Below are 18,947 nucleotides of genomic sequence, written 5' to 3'. Positions count from 1 at the left end.
GCCTACTTCGTGGAATTGCCGCTGCCGCGGCGGTTGGTCCGCCACAGCTGATAGAGATGCTTCGCGCCCGGCCGCACGAAGCGCGCGAGCATCGTGAAGAACGGCCGCAGGTCGTCACCCGCCAGCCAGGCCAGCTCCGTCCCGCTCGCCCGCCGGGGCGCGTGCGGCGTCGTGTAGCCGCCGCGGCGGTAGGCGAGGAGGGCGGGCAGGTCGATGTTCTCCACGATGTACCGGTGGCCGGCTCGCTGTTCCCCCTCCGGAACGGTGCGCCCGGTCAGATCCAGATGCATGGCGCGGACCACGTCCACCCCCGACTCGTTCTCGAAGAGCCGGAACTGGGCGCCCATGCGCGGGTTGAAGTCGAGGAGCTTGTACCGCCCGTCGCGGCGGTCGAAGCGCAGGTCCAGGTCGATGATCCCGGTGAAGCCGATCTGTTTGATGAAACGCGCGGCGAGGTCCGCGAGTTCCGGGTTGTCGACGACGTACGCGTTCGCCGTCATGCCCGCGTGCGGCGGCCAGGAGCGGACCTTCACGCCGGTGAACATCGTGAGCGGCGTCGAGTCCCGGTCGAAGTAGGCGTGCACGATCCAGTCCTCGGCGTCCTGCCGGGGCAGGTACTCCTGGAGGATCACCCCGGGGCGCTCGCCCCAGCCACGGGCCAGGGCGAGCAGGCCCGCGCGGGTGGCGATCCTGGTCGTGCCGTTCACCGCGGGCCGTTCGCGCCGTACGAACGCCTCGCGGTTCTTCGCCACTACCGGGAAGCGGGCCTTCTCCGCGAAGGCGACGATGTCGTCGTACGACTGCGGGAAAGCGGCCCCCGGGCTCGGTATGCCGTGCTCCACGCACAGTTCGTGCAGCCCCTGCTTGCTGGCGAGGCGGCGCGGCAGTGCCGGGTCGACGCGCGGGAAGAGGAACGACTGCGCGAGGACGTCCTGGTGTTCGGCGATGAGGACGGCGGCCTCCTCGTCGGTGGGCACGAGAACGGTCGGCCGCCCGATCCGGCGCCCGATCCGCAGCAGCCCGTCCACCAGACGGTCCGGTTCCTCGGTGCCCGTCGTAGGCCACACGTACGCGCGCTCCAGATACCGGGAGACCGCCGCAGGCGTGTAACGGTCCTCCGCGATCGCATACATCGGGATCCCCAGCCGGCCCAGGCTGCGGATGGCACCGACGCCGCCGTGGTGCAGCGGGTAGTCGCCGAACTTGACGATCAGGCCCGGCACGTCCCGATCGGGTTCGAACGGCACACTGACGGCATGACTGGCCACGGGTCCCCCCACGTGTCCCCACGGACCGGACCCACCCCGTCCGTGTCCCCCAAAGGACGCTAAGCCGGAATTACCCCCTCCGACAAGCCCAATTCGGACATTGCAAACTCTTTAGACACTGCCCAAGGTCGGCAACTCGGCCGTAACGTGTGGCGCGACCACGTGGGATCCCTCCGGAACCCCTCCGGAGACCTCGTGGGATCCATCGCACGCATGGCCCGGATGAGAGTGAGGCAGCCATCCCATGCCCCCCTTCGACGTCCCCGAGGGCGACCCCTTCGGTCCGCACAACCTTCCCTACGGCGTCTTCTCCCCCTCTTCCCCCTCCTCCCCCGCCGGCTCCGACCCGGCCGGCCGCAGGGTCGGCGTCCGCCTCGGCGACCACGTCCTCGACGCGGGCGCGGCCGCACGCGCGCTCGGCTCGCCGTATGCCTCCCTCCTCGCCCAGCCCTCGCTGAACCCGCTCCTCGCCGCAGGCCGCACCGCCTGGTCGGACGTACGGCGCGCACTGACGGCGTGGGTCACGGTGCCCTCACACCGGGACGTCATCGAGCCCCTTTTCCACCCCCTGTCCTCGGTGACCTTGCACCTGCCCTTCGAGGTGGCCGACTACGTCGACTTCTACGCCTCCGAGAACCACGCCCGGAACGTGGGCCACATCTTCCGCCCGGACGCCGGGGACTCCCTGACCCCGAACTGGAAGCACCTGCCCATCGGTTACCACGGCCGCTCCGGCACGGTGATCGTCTCCGGCACGGACGTCGTCCGGCCGTCGGGCCAGCGCAAGGCCCCCTCGGACCCACAGCCGGTCTTCGGCCCGTCGGTCCGTCTGGACATCGAGGCCGAGGTCGGCTTCGTGGTCGGGATGCCCTCGGAGCGGGGGAAGCCGGTGGGACTCTCCGCCTTCCGTGAGCACGTGTTCGGGCTGTGTCTCCTCAACGACTGGTCCGCTCGGGACGTCCAGGCCTGGGAGTACGTCCCCCTCGGCCCGTTCCTCGGCAAGTCCTTCGCCACGTCGGTGTCCGCGTGGATCACCCCGCTCGACGCGCTGGAGGAGGCACGGGTGGCGCCCCCGGAACGCACCCATCCGCTGCTGCCGTACCTGGACGACTCGCAGGAGGAGCCCGGCGGCTACGACCTGCGGATCTCCGTCGCCATCAACGGCCATGTCGTCTCCGAGCCCCCCTTCTCCACCATGTACTGGACGGCCGCCCAGCAACTCGCCCACATGACCGCCAACGGCGCCTCCCTGCGCACCGGCGACCTCTACGGCTCGGGCACGGTCAGCGGCCCCACCGAACGCGAGCGCGGCTCCCTGCTGGAACTGACGTGGAACGGCCGCGACCCCCTCGAACTCCCCGACGGCAAGCGCACCTTCCTGGAGAACGACGACGTGGTGACCCTGTCGGCCTGGGCCCCCGGCCCTGGCGGCATCCGCGTGGGCCTGGGCGAGGTCACGGGGCGGATCCTGCCGGGGTGACCTCGGCCGCGGGCCTGTCCGGCGGATCAGGTCGGAGGGGAGCTGCGGCGCCGAATCGGCGCGGGTGAGCGGGGCTCGGTGCGTGCAGCTGCAAGGCGGGGGGCGTCGACGCGATGGGGGTTCCTCCCGCGCGAGCGAAGCCGCGCGGGAGGAGTCGGCGACCGACGACAACGCGGGTGGGGGTCCCTCCGGCGCGAGCGAAGCCGAGCTTGAGGGAGGACGTGCCAAGCCGCGCGTGGGGGAGGGCGTGCCAAGCCGCGCGTGGGGGAGGGCGTGCCAAGCCGCGCGTCTCCGGCATGATCCGCCGGACAGGCCTCGGCACATCGGGCTGACTCCGCGGGCGCCCACCGTCATACTGGCGGCGGGCACCCCTGGACGAGGCCGCCCACCATGCGATGAGCCGCGCTCCCCGCGCACCTGAGCCACACCCCCGTACCCCGCAGTGCCCCACTCCTCCCGCCTTCCGACCAGGATCCGGAGCCCGTGGCATGACCGTCTGCCTGCTCCTGCTGAGCGTCGTCGCTCTGACGGCCGCCGTGCCGGTCCCGCGTGCGCTGACCCGGGCGGTGTGGCCGGAGCGGGAACCCGTGGTGGCGCTGTGGGTGTGGCAGTGCCTGGTCGCTACCGTGCTGCTGTGCTGCCTGACCGCCCTGATGCTGGGCGCGGCCGCCGTCTTCCACACCGTCCGCGCCCATGTCTTCGCGCCCGCACCGGCGGCGGTCACCGAGGCGTACGACCTGTCCACCACGCCGCCCTGGGCGGCCGCCCTCACCCTGCTGCTGGCCTGCGGTGCCGCGTGGACCACCGCCATGCTCGCCCGTGAGCTGGTCGAGGCCCGCCGACGCCGCGGCAGGGCCCGCGCCCACCTGCGTGAACGCGCCCCCGACCTGCCCGCAGGGCTGGGGCCGGCCCGTGGTCCGTTGCTGGTGCTGGAGGACGAGTACCCCGACGCCTGGTGGCTGCCCGGCCACCCGCCCCAGCTGATCGTCACCACCGGCGCCCTGCACCGCCTCACCGCACACCAGCTCGACGCGGTCCTCACCCATGAGCGCGGCCACGCCCGCGCCCACCACGACTGGCTCCTGCACCTCTCCACGGCCCTTGCCACCGGCTTCCCCCGTATCCCTCTCTTCGCCCACTTCTGCGACCAGACCCACCGCCTGGTCGAACTCGCCGCCGACGACACGGCCTCCCGCCGCTGCGGCCACCTGACGACGGCTCTGGCCCTGATCGAGCTGAACCAGCACCGCGGCGTCCTGTCCTGCGCCTCCAGCCACCGCCTCCTCGGCGAACGCGTCGACCGCCTCCTCGAACCGCCCCCACGCCTGGGCCGCAGGAATCGGGCCCTGACGACGACGGTGGCGGCGCTGGTGCCGTTGCTGCCCCTGCTCATCACCTTCGCCCCCGGGCTCACGGCGCTGGGATAGAGCGGTCGGCGGCGGCGCGCAGGGGCGGGCGCGGTGGGGCGGGCGCGAGGGGCGGCAGGCGGCAGGTGGCAGGTGGCAGGTGGCAGGTGGCAGATCTTGCCGCCCGGCCAGAGAAACAGCAGGTCAGCTCGTTACCTGACGCTTCGAAGACTGGCGCAACACTTCCGCAACACCACTATCCCTACCGGGTCGGTATGGTTCCGGCATGCCGCCCACCGACCGCATCCGAGACCACGCCGGCCAGGGCGCGACCACCGTCGCCGCCCACCGTGCGCGGCGTCGGCTGCGCGCCGATCAGGCACGGCAACTCGCCGACCTCCTCCGCCACCAGATCCTCACCGGCGGCTTCACGGCCGGCACCCTGCCGCACGAGACCATCCTCGCCACCGACTACCGCGCCTCCCGCAACACCGTCCGCCAGGCCCTCGACCTCCTCCGCGCGGAGGGGCTCGTGGAACGCCAACCCGGCGTCGGCACGGTGGTCGTGGCCCAGAAGTACCCCCACGGCCTCGACCGACTGATGGGCCTCGCGGAAACCCTGCGCGAGCACGGCAACGTCACCAACGAGGTCCGCACCATGGGCCCCGTCCCCGCACCCGCACCGGTGGCCGACCGCCTCCGTGTCCCGGCCGGTGCCGACGTCCTCTACATCGAACGTCTGCGCCGCCTGAACGGTCTCCCCCTCTCGCTCGACCTCACCTACGTCCCCCTCGACATCGGCACCGCCCTCCTCGACTGCGACCTCGAGAACACCGATGTCTTCCGCCTCCTGGAATCCATCACCGGCCGGCCCCTCGGCCACGCCGAGATCACCCTGGAGGCGGTGAACGCGGACGCCAACTCCGCCGCCGTACTCGAGGCCCCGCGCGGTGCGGCGGTCCTGATGCTGGAACGCCTCACCCACCTCGCCGACGGCCGCCCCGTCGACCTGGAGTTCATCCGCTTCCGCGGCGACCGCATCACGATGAGCGGTCTGCTGCACCGCTCCTGCTGACACCCCCTTCGCTCGTCACCTCCGTCCCGCCTTCACCCCTTCATCGTTCGGCACGACCTCACCGGTTCACTGCTGCGCGGGAAATCTCAGGAAATCTCTGGAGACAGCCATGCCCTTGGTGCCCCAGCGGGCCGACGTGCCCGTGACCATCGACGAGTCGAAGTGCATCGACGGCTGCACGCTCTGCGTGGACATGTGTCCGCTGGACTCCCTCGCCATCGACGAGAACAACGGCAAGGCGTACATGCACGTCGACGAGTGCTGGTACTGCGGCCCGTGCGCGGCCCGCTGTCCCACCGGAGCCGTCATGGTCAACATGCCCTATCTGCTCCGGTGAGAGGCCCCAACCCCATGAAGCACAAAGCACTCCTCGCTGCCTCCCTCCTGGTCCTGCCTCTCACCGCCTGCGGCGGCAACGCGGCGGCCGGAGACGACGGCTCCACAGTCACGGTGACCGTCGGCTACCAGTCCAAGACCATCAACACCGTCACGGCGGGCACCCTGCTCCGCTCGCTGGGCTACTTCGAGAAGCAGCTCAACGCCCTGCACGACGGCCACACCTACAAGGTCGCCTGGCAGGACTACGCCACCGGCGCCCCCATCACCGCCGAGATGACCGCCGGGAAGATCGACATCGGCTCGATGGGTGACTTCCCGCTGCTCATCAACGCGGCCCGGGGCAAGCAGCTCGGCCGCCCCACCCACCTGGTCTCGGTCACCGGCTACAACCTCCGCGGCGGCCTCAACACCATCGTCACCGCGCCCGGCTCCAAGCTCACCTCCCTCAAGGACCTCAAGGGCAAGAAGGTCTCGACGAGCGTCGGCTCCGCCGCCGACGGCACCCTTGTGCGAGCCCTGCAGCGCGCCGGCATCGACCCGGAGAAGGGCATCGAGAAGCTCAACCAGCAGCCCGCGGTGGGCGCCTCAGCCCTCGCGGGAGGCAGCGTGGACGCGCTCTCCCAGTTCGTCGCCTGGCCCGGCCTGCTCGCCTTCCAGGGCAAGGCCCAGGCCCTCTACGACGGTGCCCAGCTCGACCTGCCGACCTTCCACGGCGTCACCGCCCGCGAGGACTTCGCGAAGAAGCGCCCAGCCGTCCTTGAGGCGTTCCTGAAGGCCCAGGCGGAGGCGACCGACTACCTCAACGACCATCCCGTGGACGCCGCCGAGAAGGTCGCGAAGGCCACCGGCCTGCCCGCCGAGGTCGTCTACCTCTACAACGGGGCCCACGGCATCTCCACCTTCGACCCGGCCGTCAAGCCGCAGCTCGTCTCCGCCCTGAAGGAGGACGTTTCCGTCCTGAAGGCGGCCAAGCTGACCGGCGACGTGGACGTGGATTCCTTCGTCGACGACCAGTACGTCAAGAAGGCCCTCGGCTCGTCGTACGCCAAGCAACTCGCCTCCTCGCCCCTGCCGGCGGCGAGCGAGGTGTGGCCGAAGGGCGCCGCACAGACGCAAACCTTCAAGACGCCCGCCGAACTGCTCGGCTATGTCGCCAAGCACCGTGCCGGCATCCGCGCGGCCTACGTCCCCGACGCCACCACCGGCACCCTCTGGTTCGCCGACAAGGCGGTGTGGGTGGCCGACGGCGAACAGCTGCTGCCGTTCGTCGCCCCGGCGACCGCCCAGGCATACGTCGCCGGCCACGGCGGGGCACGCGTCATCACGTACGACGACGCTCTGGGGCGTGCCTCATGACCGGGGCGCCCCTGTACCGGCGGCCGGTCGGCCGGTACGCGCTGCGGGCGACCGCCCTCGCCGCCGCCCTCGGCCTCTGGCAGGTGTTGACCAGCCTGGACGTCGACCTCTGGCTGCGCTTCTCGCAGTTCCCCACGGTCACCGACGTCGCCCGCGCCTTCGCCGACCGTCTGTCCGGGCCGGACTACTGGACGGACCTCACCGACAGCCTCACCCGCATCGTCACCGGCTTCCTGCTCGCCGCCGTGCTGGGCGTGGCCACGGGTGTGCTCGTGGCGCGCTCGCGGCTCGCCGAGGACCTGCTCGGCCCGATCCTGGAAGTCGTCCGTCCCATCCCGGCGATCGCCCTGGTCCCCGTCGCGATCCTCCTCTTCCCCTCCAACGAACAGGGCATCGTCTTCATCACCTTCACCGCCGCCTTCTTTCCCGTGCTGGTCTCCACCCGGCACGCGGTCCGCGCCCTGACCCCCGTGTGGGAGGAGGCGGTGCGCACCATGGGCGGCGGCCGGTGGCGGATTCTCGGCTCTGTGATCCTGCCGGGCGCCCTGCCCGGCATCTTCGGCGGTCTGTCGGTCGGCATCGGCGTCTCGTGGATCTGTGTGATCTCCGCCGAGATGATCTCCGGCCAGTACGGCGTCGGGTACCGCACCTGGCAGGACTACACGATCGTCAACTACCCGGGCGTGTTCGTCGGCATGGTCACCATCGGCGTGCTCGGCTGGCTCACCTCCACGGCCGTGGAACTCCTGGGCCGCCGGCTGACCCGCTGGCTGCCCCGCACCTCGTACGTGCCCGGCGCCCGGGCCCGAACCGTCGCGCCCACTCAGCCGAAGCCCACCCCCACCCCCGCACCCGAGGCCGAGGAGGCACGCGATGAGCACCTCGTCTGAGACGCGGACAACCCCTGCCAAGGCGGCGAGTGCATCGGAGGCTCCCGCGCACGGCACCCGCCTAACGCTCCGCGCCGCCACCCTGGGCCGCCCGGACGCTCCCGTCCTGGCCGACGTCGATCTGGACGTCGCCCGCGGCGAGATCCTCACCGTCGTCGGCCCCTCGGGCTGCGGCAAGTCCACCCTTCTGCGCACCCTGGCAGGCCTGCTGTCCCCGCTGGCCGGGGAGATCACCCAGGACGGGAGCCCTCTGCCCGGCCCCTCCGGCGACCGCGCCCTGATCTTCCAGGAGGACGCCCTCCTCCCCTGGCGCACCCTGCGCGCCAACGTGGAACTCCCGCTGGCCATCCGGGGTGTGGCACGCTCCGAGCGACGCGCCCAGGCCGAGGCGTGGCTGGACCGGGTCGGACTCGCCGAGCACGCCCGCCAGTTGCCGCACCGCGTCTCCGGTGGCCAGCGCCAGCGCGCCCAACTGGCCCGCGCCCTGGCCGGACAACCGCGCGCCGTCCTCATGGACGAACCGTTCGGCGCGCTCGACGCACAGACCCGCGCCGGCATGCAGGACCTGCTGGTGGACGTGTTGCGCGGCACCGGCGCGACCGTCGTCTTCGTCACCCATGACGTGGACGAGGCGCTGTTCCTGGGCGACCGCGTGGCCCTCCTCGGCGCGGGCGGCCTCCTCGCCGTACGGGACGTACCGCGCCCGCGGGAGCGCACAGCGCACGACGACCCCGCGCGTGTGGCATTGCGGCGCGACGTCCTGACTTCCTTCGGTACGTGACACGGCACGTGAAAGGCATCCTGGTGGCTACCCCGGACACCCCCCTGCAGATCCCCGCCCTCGCCGACGCCGAGGAACTGACCTGCGACGTCCTCGTCATCGGCGGCGGCACCGCCGGCACCATGGCGGCCCTCACCGCCGCCGAGCACGGCGCGAACGTGCTGCTCCTCGAGAAGGCCCACGTCCGTCACTCCGGCGCGCTCGCCATGGGCATGGACGGCGTCAACAACGCGGTCATCCCCGGCCGCGCCGAGCCCGACGACTACGTCGCCGAGATCACCCGCGCCAACGACGGCATCGTCGACCAGTCCACCGTCCGCCAGACCGCCACCCGTGGCTTCGCCATGGTGCAGCGGCTGGAGTCGTACGGCGTGAAGTTCGAGAAGGACGAGCACGGCGAGTACGCGGTCCGCCAGGTCCACCGCTCCGGCTCCTACGTGCTGCCGATGCCGGAGGGCAAGGACGTCAAGAAGGTTCTGTACCGGCAGCTGCGGCGGCGCGAGATGCGGGAGCGGATCCGGATCGAGAACCGGGTGATGCCGGTACGCGTGCTGACGGCGGGCGAGGGCGAGGACCGGCGGGCGGTGGGGGCCGCGGGCTTCAACACCCGCACCGGGCAGTTCGTGACCGTCCGCGCGGGCGCGGTGATCCTCGCGACCGGCGCCTGCGGCCGCCTGGGCCTGCCCGCCTCCGGCTACCTGTACGGCACCTACGAGAACCCGACCAACGCGGGCGACGGTTACGCCATGGCGTACCACGCGGGCGCCGAGCTGACCGGCATCGAGTGCTTCCAGATCAACCCGTTGATCAAGGACTACAACGGTCCCGCCTGCGCCTACGTCGCCAACCCCTTCGGCGGCTACCAGGTCAACCGGCACGGTGAACGCTTCGTCGACTCCGACTACTGGTCGGGCCAGATGATGGCCGAGTTCGCGGCGGAGGTCGCCTCGGACCGCGGCCCGGTCTACCTGAAGCTGAGCCATCTGCCGGAGGAGTCGGTCTCGGCCCTGGAGTCGATCCTGCACTCCACCGAGCGCCCCACCCGCGGCACGTTCCACTCCGGCCGGGGCCACGACTACCGCACCCACGACGTCGAGATGCACATCTCGGAGATCGGCCTGTGCGGCGGCCACTCGGCCTCCGGCGTACGCGTCGACGACCACGCCCGTACGACCGTCCCCCGCCTGTACGCCGCCGGCGACCTCGCCTGCGTCCCGCACAACTACATGATCGGCGCGTTCGTGTTCGGGGACCTGGCGGGCGCGGACGCCTCCCAGTACGGGTCGTACGACGGGGAGTTGCCTTCTGACCAGCTCCGGGAGGCGCACGAGCTGATCTACCGCCCGCTGCGCCATCCGGACGGGCCCCCGCAGACCCAGGTCGAGTACAAGCTGCGCCGCTTCGTGAACGACTACGTGGCACCGCCGAAGTCCGGCGCCCGCCTCTCCCTGGCCCTGGAGGCCTTCGAACGGATGCGCGACGACATCGCCGCGATGGGCGCGGGCACCCCGCACGAGCTGATGCGGTGCGCGGAGGTCACCTTCATCCGCGACTGCGCGGAGATGGCCGCGCGCGCATCCCTGGCCCGCACCGAGTCCCGCTGGGGTCTCTACCACGACCGGCTCGACCACCCCCAGCGCGACGACACGTCCTGGTTCCACCACCTCGATCTGCACAAGTCCCCCTCCGGTGCGATGGAGTTCACGGCCCGACCCGTGGCTCCGTATCTGGTTCCGATCGACGAGTTCACTCCGGTCGGCGGTGCCTCCCGTCACCTCGGCGAGGTCCATCCCGAGCAGGTGGCCACGGCCGGGGCGCGTGAGGTGGCGCCGGTGGCTCCGCTGGCGACGGGTCAGGAGGCGGCGGAGCCCGCGGAAACCGCTCACTCCGAGGCCGACGTGGAGGTACCGACCTCACCCCGCCTTGTCGCTCTCCTCGCCCTCGCCGAGGAGGAGCCCGACCTCTCCGCCCTCACCTCCTACTTGACCGACCCCGAGCCGGCCGTTCGCCGCACGGCCGTCACCGTCCTGACGGAGACCGTGCCGCCCGGGACCGGCCCTGCGCTCGCCGCGGCGCTCGCCGACACCGACGCCGGCGTCCGCGCCGCCGCGGCGGCCTCCCTGCGCGAACTCGTCGAGACGCTGCCGCCCGAGCCCGCTCTGCGCGACCGTCTCGCCGCCGCGGTGTCCGGCGGTGCCGACCCGGTCGTCCGCGCCACGGCCCTGGACGTCCTGCGCGCCCTGCGCCTCGGCGACGCCTCCCTCTTCACCACCGCCCTCACCGACTCCGACCCGTCCGTCCGCATCGAGGCCGTCCGCGCCCTCGTCTCGGTCGACGCGGTCGCCCCCTTGGCCCAGGCGGCCACCACGGACCCGTCCCGCGAAGTCCGGGTCACCTTCACCAAGGCGCTGGGGACGCTGGCGGCCGGGGTCGGCGCATCGGGCGGGGCTTCGGTGGAGGACGGTGACGCACGTCAGGCTTCAGCAAGGGCCGGTACCGCGGTTCACCCTTCAGCGGCGCCCGACACCGACGCCGTCCTGTCCGCCCTCACAGCCCTCACCCACGACCCCGACGCCCTCGTACGCGGCGCCGCCTACGAGGCGTTGGCCTCCGCCGGGTGCCCGGCCCCGCTGGCCGAACGGGCCGTGGCCGCTCTGACGGACCCTGCCTGGCAGGTCCGTGCCGGTGCGGCCACCGCTCTGTCGGCCGCCGCATCCGATGTCGCCGTCCCGGCACTCGCCAAGGCGCTCGCCGACCCGAACGCCGACGTGCGCAAGGCGGCGGTCCTGGCCCTGACCCGGCACACCTCCGCCGAGGAGGCCCGCGCGGCACTCGCCACGGCGACGACGGACTCGGACGCGGACGTCAGGGCGTACGCGGCACGGGCCCTGTGACGGTGCCCCTGCGCTGAGGCCTCGGCTTCATATCCAGTCCTCCGGCTCCGGTTCCGCGTCCGTCTCGGGCCAGTCGTCGTCAGCCGCGGCACTCGGTTCGTCTCCGCCAGCCGGAGTCGACCCGGGTGCCGTGCCCAGGCCGGCCAGCACCGCCACGACGCCCTCCCCGTACGTCGCGAGCTTCTTCTCCCCGACCCCGCTGATGCCGCCGAGCCCTCGCACCGATGTCGGCCAGGCCGTGACGATCTCCCGCAGCGTCGCGTCGTGGAAGATGACGTACGCCGGGACGCCCTGCTCGCGGGCCTGCTCGGCGCGCCAGGCGCGCAGGGCCTCGAAGGCGGGGATCAGTTCCTCAGGCAGCTCGGCCACGGCGGCCTTGGCCTTGCCCCGGCCAGAGCCCGACGAGCCCGACGCACCGGACGACCCGGACGACCGCGGGTTCACCGGCTTCTTCGGCTCCTTGCGCAGCGGCACCTCCCGCTCCCGCCGCAGCACCGCCCCGCTGTCCTCGGTCAGCACCAGCGTGCCGTAGTCCCCCTCGACCGCAAGCAGTCCCTGCGCGAGCAACTGCCGGACGACGCCGCGCCATTCGCCCTCGGCGAGGTCCTGGCCGATGCCGAAAACTGACAGCTGGTCGTGGTCGAACTGGATGACCTTGCCGGTCCGCTTGCCCAGCAGGATGTCGACGATCTGCACCGCACCGAACTTCTGCCCCCGCTCCCGCTGCAGCCGCACCACCGTCGACAGCACCTTCTGGGCCGCGACCGTGCCGTCCCAGGTCTCCGGCGGGGTGAGGCAGGTGTCGCAGTTACCGCAGGCCGGCGCGTCGGGGTCCTGGCCGAAGTAGGCGAGAAGCTGGCCGCGACGGCACTGGGCCGTCTCGCACAGCGCCAGCATCGCGTCCAGGTGCGAGGCGGCCCGGCGACGGAACGCCTCGTCGCCCTCCCCGGACTGGATCAGCTTGCGCTGCTGTATGACGTCGTTGAGGCCGTACGCCATCCAGGCCGTGGACGGCAGTCCGTCACGGCCCGCCCGGCCCGTCTCCTGGTAGTAGCCCTCGACGGACTTGGGCAGGTCGAGGTGGGCCACGAAACGGACGTCCGGCTTGTCGATGCCCATTCCGAAGGCGATGGTCGCGACGACAACCAGGCCCTCCTCGCGCAGGAACCTGGACTGGTGCGCCGCGCGCGTGCCCGCGTCCAGGCCCGCGTGGTACGGCACCGCCTCGATGCCCTTGCCGGACAGGAACTCGGCCGTCTTCTCCACCGAGTTGCGTGAGAGGCAGTACACGATGCCCGCGTCACCCGCGTGCTCCTCGCGCAGAAAGCTCAGCAGTTGTTTCTTGGGGTCGGCCTTCGGCACGATCCGGTACTGGATGTTGGGCCGGTCGAAGCTCGCCTCGAAGTGGCGGGCCGTCGGCATGTTCAGCCGCTGGGTGATCTCCTGGTGCGTCGCGCGCGTGGCCGTCGCCGTGAGCGCGATCCGCGGCACGTCCGGCCAGCGCTCGCCGAGCACGGACAGGGCGAGATAGTCGGGGCGGAAGTCATGGCCCCACTGGGACACGCAGTGCGCCTCGTCGATGGCGAAGACCGAGATCTTGCCGCGCGACAGGAGGTCCTGGGCGGACTCAAGACGCAGGCGCTCCGGGGCCAGGTAGAGCAGGTCCAGCTCGCCCGCCAGGAACTCGGCCTCCACCACCCGCCGCTCGTCGAAGTCCTGCGTGGAGTTCATGAAGCCGGCGCGCACACCGAGCGCCCGCAGCGCGTCCACTTGGTCCTGCATCAGCGCGATGAGCGGGGAGACGACCACGCCCGTACCAGGTCTGACCAGGGCCGGGATCTGGTAGCACAGCGACTTGCCGCCACCGGTCGGCATGAGGACGACGGCGTCGCCACCGGCCACGACATGCTCGATGATCGCTCCCTGCTCACCACGGAAGGCCTCGTACCCGAAAACCCGGTGCAGTGTGGCGAGCGCTTCGCTCTCGGTCACCTCTGGCATCTCGCTGATCCCGCCCGTCCCGGCCATCGTCCTGTCCCCCGCACGTCGTCCCTCGACCACTGCCTCCACGATAGGGGTCCGCACCGACAGCCCCTCGAGTTATCCACAGGCTCTCCTCGTGACACACGGTGCTCAGCCCAATGGGCCCCGTCACCTGGCGACCGGGAACTCCACCCACGAGCCGTTCGCCACCGAGGGTGGATACGCCCGCTCGGAACCAGCTTCGCCGATCCGACCCGGCGCGGCCTCGGCTACCACTACGTCAACACGCGAAAGCCCCGGCTCCCACGAGGGAACCGGGGCCCACGCCCGCGTCGCGCGCGGGTCAGCGCACGAACACCCCTGCCTGACTCGCCAGGTCCAGGAAGTACTGCGGCGCCACACCCAGCACCAGTGTCACCGCGACGCCCACGCCGATCGCCGTCATCGTCAGCGGCGAGGGCACGGCGACCGTCGGGCCCTCGGGCCGCGGCTCGCTGAAGAACATCAGCACGATCACGCGGATGTAGAAGAACGCCGCGATCGCCGACGAGATCACACCGACCACGACCAGCGGGCCCGCACCGCCCTCCGCCGCCGCCTTGAACACGGCGAACTTCCCAGCGAAGCCGGAGGTGAGCGGAATGCCCGCGAAGGCCAGCAGGAACACCGCGAACACGGCCGCGACCAGCGGCGAACGCCGGCCGAGCCCCGCCCACTTCGACAGGTGGGTCGCCTCACCTCCGGCGTCACGCACCAGGGTCACCACGGCGAACGCGCCGATCGTCACGAACGAGTACGCCGCCAGGTAGAACAGCACCGAGGACACGCCGTCGGGCGTGGTCGCGATGACACCCGCGAGGATGAATCCCGCGTGCGCGATCGACGAGTACGCCAGCAGCCGCTTGATGTCGGTCTGCGTGATCGCGACGATCGCACCACCCAGCATGGTGACGATCGCGACGCCCCACATGACGGGCCGCCAGTCCCAGCGCAGGCCCGGCAGCACCACGTACAGCACCCGCAGCAGGGCACCGAACGCGGCCACCTTCGTCGCCGCCGCCATGAAGCCGGTCACCGGCGTCGGCGCGCCCTGGTACACGTCGGGGGTCCACATGTGGAACGGCACCGCGCCCACCTTGAACAGCAGGCCCATCACGAGCATCGCGGCGCCGACGAGCAGCAGCGCGTCGTTGCCCATGGTGCCCGCGAGCGCCGGGTCGATGTCCTTCGCCGTGCCGTCGACGACCTGCGCGATCCTCGCGTACGACACGGAGCCCGCGTACCCGTACAGCAGGGCGATGCCGAACAGGGTGAACGCGGAGGCGAACGCGCCGAGCAGGAAGTACTTGACCGCGGCCTCCTGCGACATCAGCCGCTTGCGGCGGGCCAGCGCGCACAGCAGGTACAGCGGCAACGAGAAGACTTCCAGGGCTACGAAGAGCGTCAGCAGATCGTTGGCCGACGGGAAGATCAGCATGCCGGCGACCGCGAACAGCAGCAGCGGAAAGACCTCGGTCGTGGTGAACCCGGCCTTCACCGCGGCCTTCTCGCTGTCGCTGCCCGGCACCGACGCGGCCTGCGCGGCGAAGGAGTCGACGCGGTTGCCGTGCGTCTCCGGGTCGAGCCGCCGCTCGGCGAAGGTGAACAGGCCGACCAGGGCGGCCAGCAGGATCGTGCCCTGCAGGAAGAGAGCCGGCCCGTCGACCGCGATGGCGCCCATCGCGGCGATGCGGGCCTTCGTCGTGCCGTACCCGTCGGCCGCGAGCGCGACGACCGCGGCGAACGCGGCGACGAGGGCGACGACGGACACGAACATCTGGACGTAGTAGCGGGACTTGCGCGGGACGAACGCCTCGACCAGCACCCCGACGATCGCCGCGCCCACGACGATCAGGGTGGGCGACAGCTGCCCGTATTCGATCTTCGGCGCCTCGATCTTCGAGATCGGGTCGGCCGCGGTTGTCCACAGGCTGTGGACGGCTACTGCGCTCACTTGGCCGCCTCCACCTCGGGCTGGGGGTCCTTCTTCTGTACGTCGGACAGAGTCTGTTTGACCGCCGGGTTGACGATGTCCGTGACGGGCTTCGGGTAGACGCCCAGGAAGATCAGCAGCACGACCAGCGGGGCGACGACCAGCAGTTCACGCGCCCTCAGGTCGGGCATCGCGGCGACCTCCGGTTTCACCGGGCCCGTCATCGTCCTCTGGTAGAGGACGAGGGTGTAGAGCGCGGCGAGCACGATGCCGAAGGTGGCGATGATGCCGATCGCCGGGTACCTGGCGAACGTGCCGACCAGGACCAGGAACTCGCTCACGAACGGCGCGAGTCCCGGCAGTGACAGGGTCGCCAGGCCGCCGATCAGGAAGGTGCCGGCGAGCACCGGGGCGACCTTCTGCACACCGCCGTAGTCGGCGATGAGCCGCGAGCCGCGCCGAGAGATCAGGAAGCCGGCGACCAGCATCAGCGCCGCCGTCGAGATCCCGTGGTTGACCATGTACAGCGTGGCGCCGGACTGGCCCTGGCTGGTCATCGCGAAGATGCCCATGATGATGAAGCCGAAGTGCGAGACCGACGCGTACGCCACCAGCCGCTTGATGTCCCGCTGGCCGACGGCGACCAGGGCCCCGTAGATGATGCTGATCAGCGCCAGTACGAGGATGACGGGCGTCGCCCACTTCGACGCCTCCGGGAAGAGCTGGAGGCAGTAGCGGAGCATGGCGAAGGTGCCCACCTTGTCGACGACCGCCGTGATGAGCACGGCCACCGGAGCGGTGCACTCCTGCATGGCGTTGGGCAGCCAGGTGTGCAGCGGCCACAGCGGTGCCTTCACCGCGAACGCGAAGAAGAAGCCCAGGAACAGCCAGCGTTCGGTGTTGGTCGCCATGTCGAGCGTGCCGTTGGCCCGCGCCTCGGCGATCTCCTGGAGGGAGAAGTTCCCAGCGACCACGTACAGCCCGATCACCGCGGCCAGCATGATCAGCCCGCCGACCAGGTTGTACAGCAGGAACTTCACGGCCGCGTACGACCGTTGCGTGGAAGCCGCCTTCTCTCCGTGCTCGTGGGCACGGTCCCCGAAGCCGCCGATGAGGAAGTACATCGGGATCAGCATGGCTTCGAAGAAGATGTAGAAGAGGAAGACGTCGGTGGCCTCGAAGGAGAGGATCACCATCGCCTCGACGGCCAGGATCAGGGCGAAGAAGCCCTGCGTCGGCCGCCAGCGGCGGCTTCCGGTCTCCAGCGGGTCGGCGTCGTGCCAGCCCGCCAGGATGATGAACGGGATCAGGAGGGCGGTCAGCGCGATGAGCGCCACCGCGATGCCGTCCACACCCAGCTCGTACCGGACCCCGAAGTCCTTGATCCAGGCATGCGATTCGGTGAGCTGGTAGCGGTCGCCGTCGGGGTCGAAGCGGACCAGGATGGTGATCGCCAGTGCGAGTGTGGCGAGCGAGACGAGCAGCGCCAGCAGTTTGGCGGCGTTGCGCCGGGGGGCCGGTACGGCGGCTGTGGCGATGGCCCCGATGGCCGGGAGCGCCGCCGTCGCTGTCAGAAGGGGAAAGGACATCGGTATCAGACCGCCCTCATCAGCAGGGTCACGGCGATGAGGACCGCCGCACCGCCGAACATCGAGACCGCGTAGGAGCGCGCGAATCCGTTCTGCAGTTTGCGCAGCCGTCCGGAGAGGCCACCGACGGAGGCCGCCGAGCCGTTGACGACCCCGTCGACCAAGGTGTGGTCGACGTACACCAGCGACCGCGTGAGGTGCTCGCCGCCGCGGACGAGGACGACGTGGTTGAAGTCGTCCTGGAGCAGGTCGCGTCGGGCGGCCCGGGTGAGCAGCGACCCGCGCGGGGCGACGGCCGGGACCGGGCGGCGGCCGTACTGGCTGTAGGCGATCGCGACGCCGATCACCAGGACCACCATCGTGGAGAGGGTGACGGTGAGAGCGCTGACCGGCGAGTCGCCGTGGGAGTGTCCGGTGATGGGCTCCAGCCAGTGCACGAAACGGTCACCGATGCTGAAGAACGCTCCGGCGAAGACCGACCCGACGGCCAGCACGATCATGGGGATCGTCATGACCTTGGGCGACTCGTGCGGGTGCGGGGGGGTGTACTCGCCCCGGGTCTCCGCGGCCGGTTCGACGCTGGGCTCGGCCGGGGACGGCGTCGGGGCGTGGCGCCAACGTTCTTCTCCGAAGAACGTCATCAGCATCACGCGCGTCATGTAGTACGCCGTGATGGCCGCGCCGAGCAAGGCGCAGCCGCCGAGGATCCAGCCCTCGGTGCCGCCCTTGGCGAACGCCGCCTCGATGATCTTGTCCTTGGAGAAGAAGCCGGACAGGCCCGGGAAGCCGATGATGGCGAGGTAGCCGAGGCCGAAGGTGATGAAGGTGATCGGCATGTACTTGCGCAGGCCGCCGTACCTGCGCATGTCGACCTCGTCGTTCATGCCGTGCATGACCGAGCCGGCGCCGAGGAACAGGCCGGCCTTGAAGAAGCCGTGGGTCACCAGGTGCATGATCGCGAAGATGTAACCGATGGGGCCGAGGCCGGCCGCGAGGACCATGTAGCCGATCTGCGACATGGTCGAGCCGGCCAGCGCCTTCTTGATGTCGTCCTTCGCGCAACCGACGATCGCACCGAAGAGGAGCGTGACGGCGCCGACGACGGTCACCACGAGCTGTGCGTCCGGGGCTGCGTTGAAGATCGCTGCCGAGCGGACGATCAGGTACACGCCGGCGGTCACCATGGTGGCGGCGTGGATGAGGGCCGAGACCGGGGTCGGGCCCTCCATCGCGTCCCCGAGCCAGGACTGCAGCGGGACCTGGGCGGACTTGCCGCAGGCGGCGAGCAGCAGCATCAGGGCGATGCCGGTGAGCGTGCCCTCACCGGCATCGCCGACGAGACCCGGCTCTTCCTGGGTGCCGAGCACCGGACCAAAGGCGAAGGTCCCGAAGGTCGTGAACATCAGCATGATCGCGATGGACAGGCCCATGTCGCCGACCCGGTTGACCAGGAAGGCCTTCTTCGCCGCGGTGGCCGCGCTGGGCTTGTGCTGCCAGAAGCCGATCAGCAGGTAGGAGGCGAGACCGACGCCCTCCCAGCCGACGTACAGCAGCAGGTAGTTGTCGGCGAGGACGAGCAGCAGCATCGCCGCGAGGAACAGGTTCAGGTAGCCGAAGAAGCGGCGGCGCCGCTCGTCGTGCTCCATGTACCCGACCGAGTACAGGTGGATCAGCGAGCCGACGCCCGTGATCAGCAGCACGAACGTCATCGACAGCTGGTCGAGGCGGAAGGCGACGTCCGCCTGGAAGCCCTCGACCGGGATCCAGGTGTAGAGGTGCTGCGTCAGCGTCCGGTGTTCGGCGTTCTTGCCGAGCAGATCGGCGAAGAGGACGAGGCCGAGCACGAAGGAGGCGGCCGAGAGGGCGGTGCCGATCCAGTGGCCTACGGCGTCGAGCCGGCGGCCGCCGACCAGCAGGACGGCCGCTCCGAGCAGGGGCGCCGCGATCAGCAGCGCAATCAGGTTCTCCACGATT

General features: G+C 70.8%; 13 protein-coding genes. 8 read left to right on the top strand and 5 right to left on the bottom strand.

The window, feature by feature from the left end; translation table 11 throughout:
• Positions 1–2: 2 nt before the first annotated feature.
• Entirely contained in the window at positions 3–1,247 is a 1,245-nt protein-coding gene (locus AC067M_RS36860; RefSeq protein ID WP_478701398.1) for a carboxylate--amine ligase, read from the bottom strand.
• 265 nt (positions 1,248–1,512) lie between these two features.
• On the opposite strand from AC067M_RS36860, the gene fahA reads away from it, so the two are divergent.
• The 8 genes from fahA to AC067M_RS36820 all read left to right on the top strand — a co-directional run bounded on the left by fahA (position 1,513) and on the right by AC067M_RS36820 (position 11,429).
• A complete protein-coding gene (fahA, locus tag AC067M_RS36855; RefSeq protein ID WP_478701375.1) occupies positions 1,513–2,748 on the top strand; it encodes a fumarylacetoacetase in 1,236 nt (411 codons plus the stop codon).
• A gap of 488 nt (positions 2,749–3,236) precedes the next feature.
• Positions 3,237–4,175 (top strand): M56 family metallopeptidase, encoded by a 939-nt coding sequence (locus AC067M_RS36850; protein ID WP_478701374.1) that lies wholly within the window; start codon positions 3,237–3,239, stop codon positions 4,173–4,175.
• A 205-nt stretch (positions 4,176–4,380) separates the two neighbouring features.
• Positions 4,381–5,169, top strand: coding sequence for a GntR family transcriptional regulator (locus AC067M_RS36845; protein WP_478701373.1), 789 nt, complete (start codon positions 4,381–4,383; stop codon positions 5,167–5,169).
• Positions 5,170–5,278: 109 nt separating this feature from the next.
• Positions 5,279–5,506, top strand: coding sequence for a 4Fe-4S dicluster domain-containing protein (locus AC067M_RS36840; RefSeq protein WP_478701372.1), 228 nt, complete (start codon positions 5,279–5,281; stop codon positions 5,504–5,506).
• A 14-nt stretch (positions 5,507–5,520) separates the two neighbouring features.
• Positions 5,521–6,864, top strand: a complete 1,344-nt coding sequence (locus AC067M_RS36835) for an ABC transporter substrate-binding protein (RefSeq protein ID WP_478701371.1) — start codon at positions 5,521–5,523, stop codon at positions 6,862–6,864.
• Positions 6,861–7,754, top strand: coding sequence for an ABC transporter permease (locus tag AC067M_RS36830; RefSeq protein WP_478701370.1), 894 nt, complete (start codon positions 6,861–6,863; stop codon positions 7,752–7,754). The genes AC067M_RS36835 and AC067M_RS36830 overlap by 4 nt, the downstream gene beginning before the upstream one ends.
• Positions 7,738–8,535, top strand: coding sequence for an ABC transporter ATP-binding protein (locus tag AC067M_RS36825; RefSeq protein WP_478701369.1), 798 nt, complete (start codon positions 7,738–7,740; stop codon positions 8,533–8,535). Before AC067M_RS36830 ends, AC067M_RS36825 begins: the two co-directional genes overlap by 17 nt.
• Positions 8,536–8,558: 23 nt before the next feature.
• Positions 8,559–11,429, top strand: coding sequence for a fumarate reductase/succinate dehydrogenase flavoprotein subunit (locus AC067M_RS36820; protein WP_478701368.1), 2,871 nt, complete (start codon positions 8,559–8,561; stop codon positions 11,427–11,429).
• 27 nt (positions 11,430–11,456) lie between these two features.
• Here AC067M_RS36820 and recQ read toward each other — a convergent pair whose 3' ends face one another.
• From recQ to nuoL, 4 genes are all read right to left on the bottom strand, one after another.
• On the bottom strand, positions 11,457–13,457 hold the full coding sequence (gene recQ / locus AC067M_RS36815; protein WP_478701397.1) for a DNA helicase RecQ: 2,001 nt from the start codon (positions 13,455–13,457) through the stop codon (positions 11,457–11,459).
• Between the two features lie 298 nt (positions 13,458–13,755).
• Positions 13,756–15,405 carry an NADH-quinone oxidoreductase subunit NuoN gene (gene nuoN, locus AC067M_RS36810; protein WP_478701367.1) on the bottom strand — a complete coding sequence of 550 codons (1,650 nt, stop codon included), beginning with the start codon at positions 15,403–15,405 and terminating at the stop codon, positions 13,756–13,758.
• The gene (locus AC067M_RS36805; protein ID WP_478701366.1) at positions 15,402–16,973 is read right to left on the bottom strand and encodes an NADH-quinone oxidoreductase subunit M; all 1,572 of its coding nucleotides are present in this window, start codon (positions 16,971–16,973) and stop codon (positions 15,402–15,404) included. Before AC067M_RS36805 ends, nuoN begins: the two co-directional genes overlap by 4 nt.
• A 5-nt stretch (positions 16,974–16,978) precedes the next feature.
• Complete coding sequence (nuoL, locus tag AC067M_RS36800; RefSeq protein ID WP_478701365.1) at positions 16,979–18,943, bottom strand: NADH-quinone oxidoreductase subunit L; 1,965 nt, start codon at positions 18,941–18,943, stop codon at positions 16,979–16,981.
• Positions 18,944–18,947: the final 4 nt, after the last annotated feature.

It is taken from the genome of Streptomyces sp. NPDC043427, from assembly GCF_056436655.1.
The sequence above is the reverse complement of the archived record's forward strand: the minus strand, read 5'-3'. Positions and strand labels throughout refer to the sequence as shown.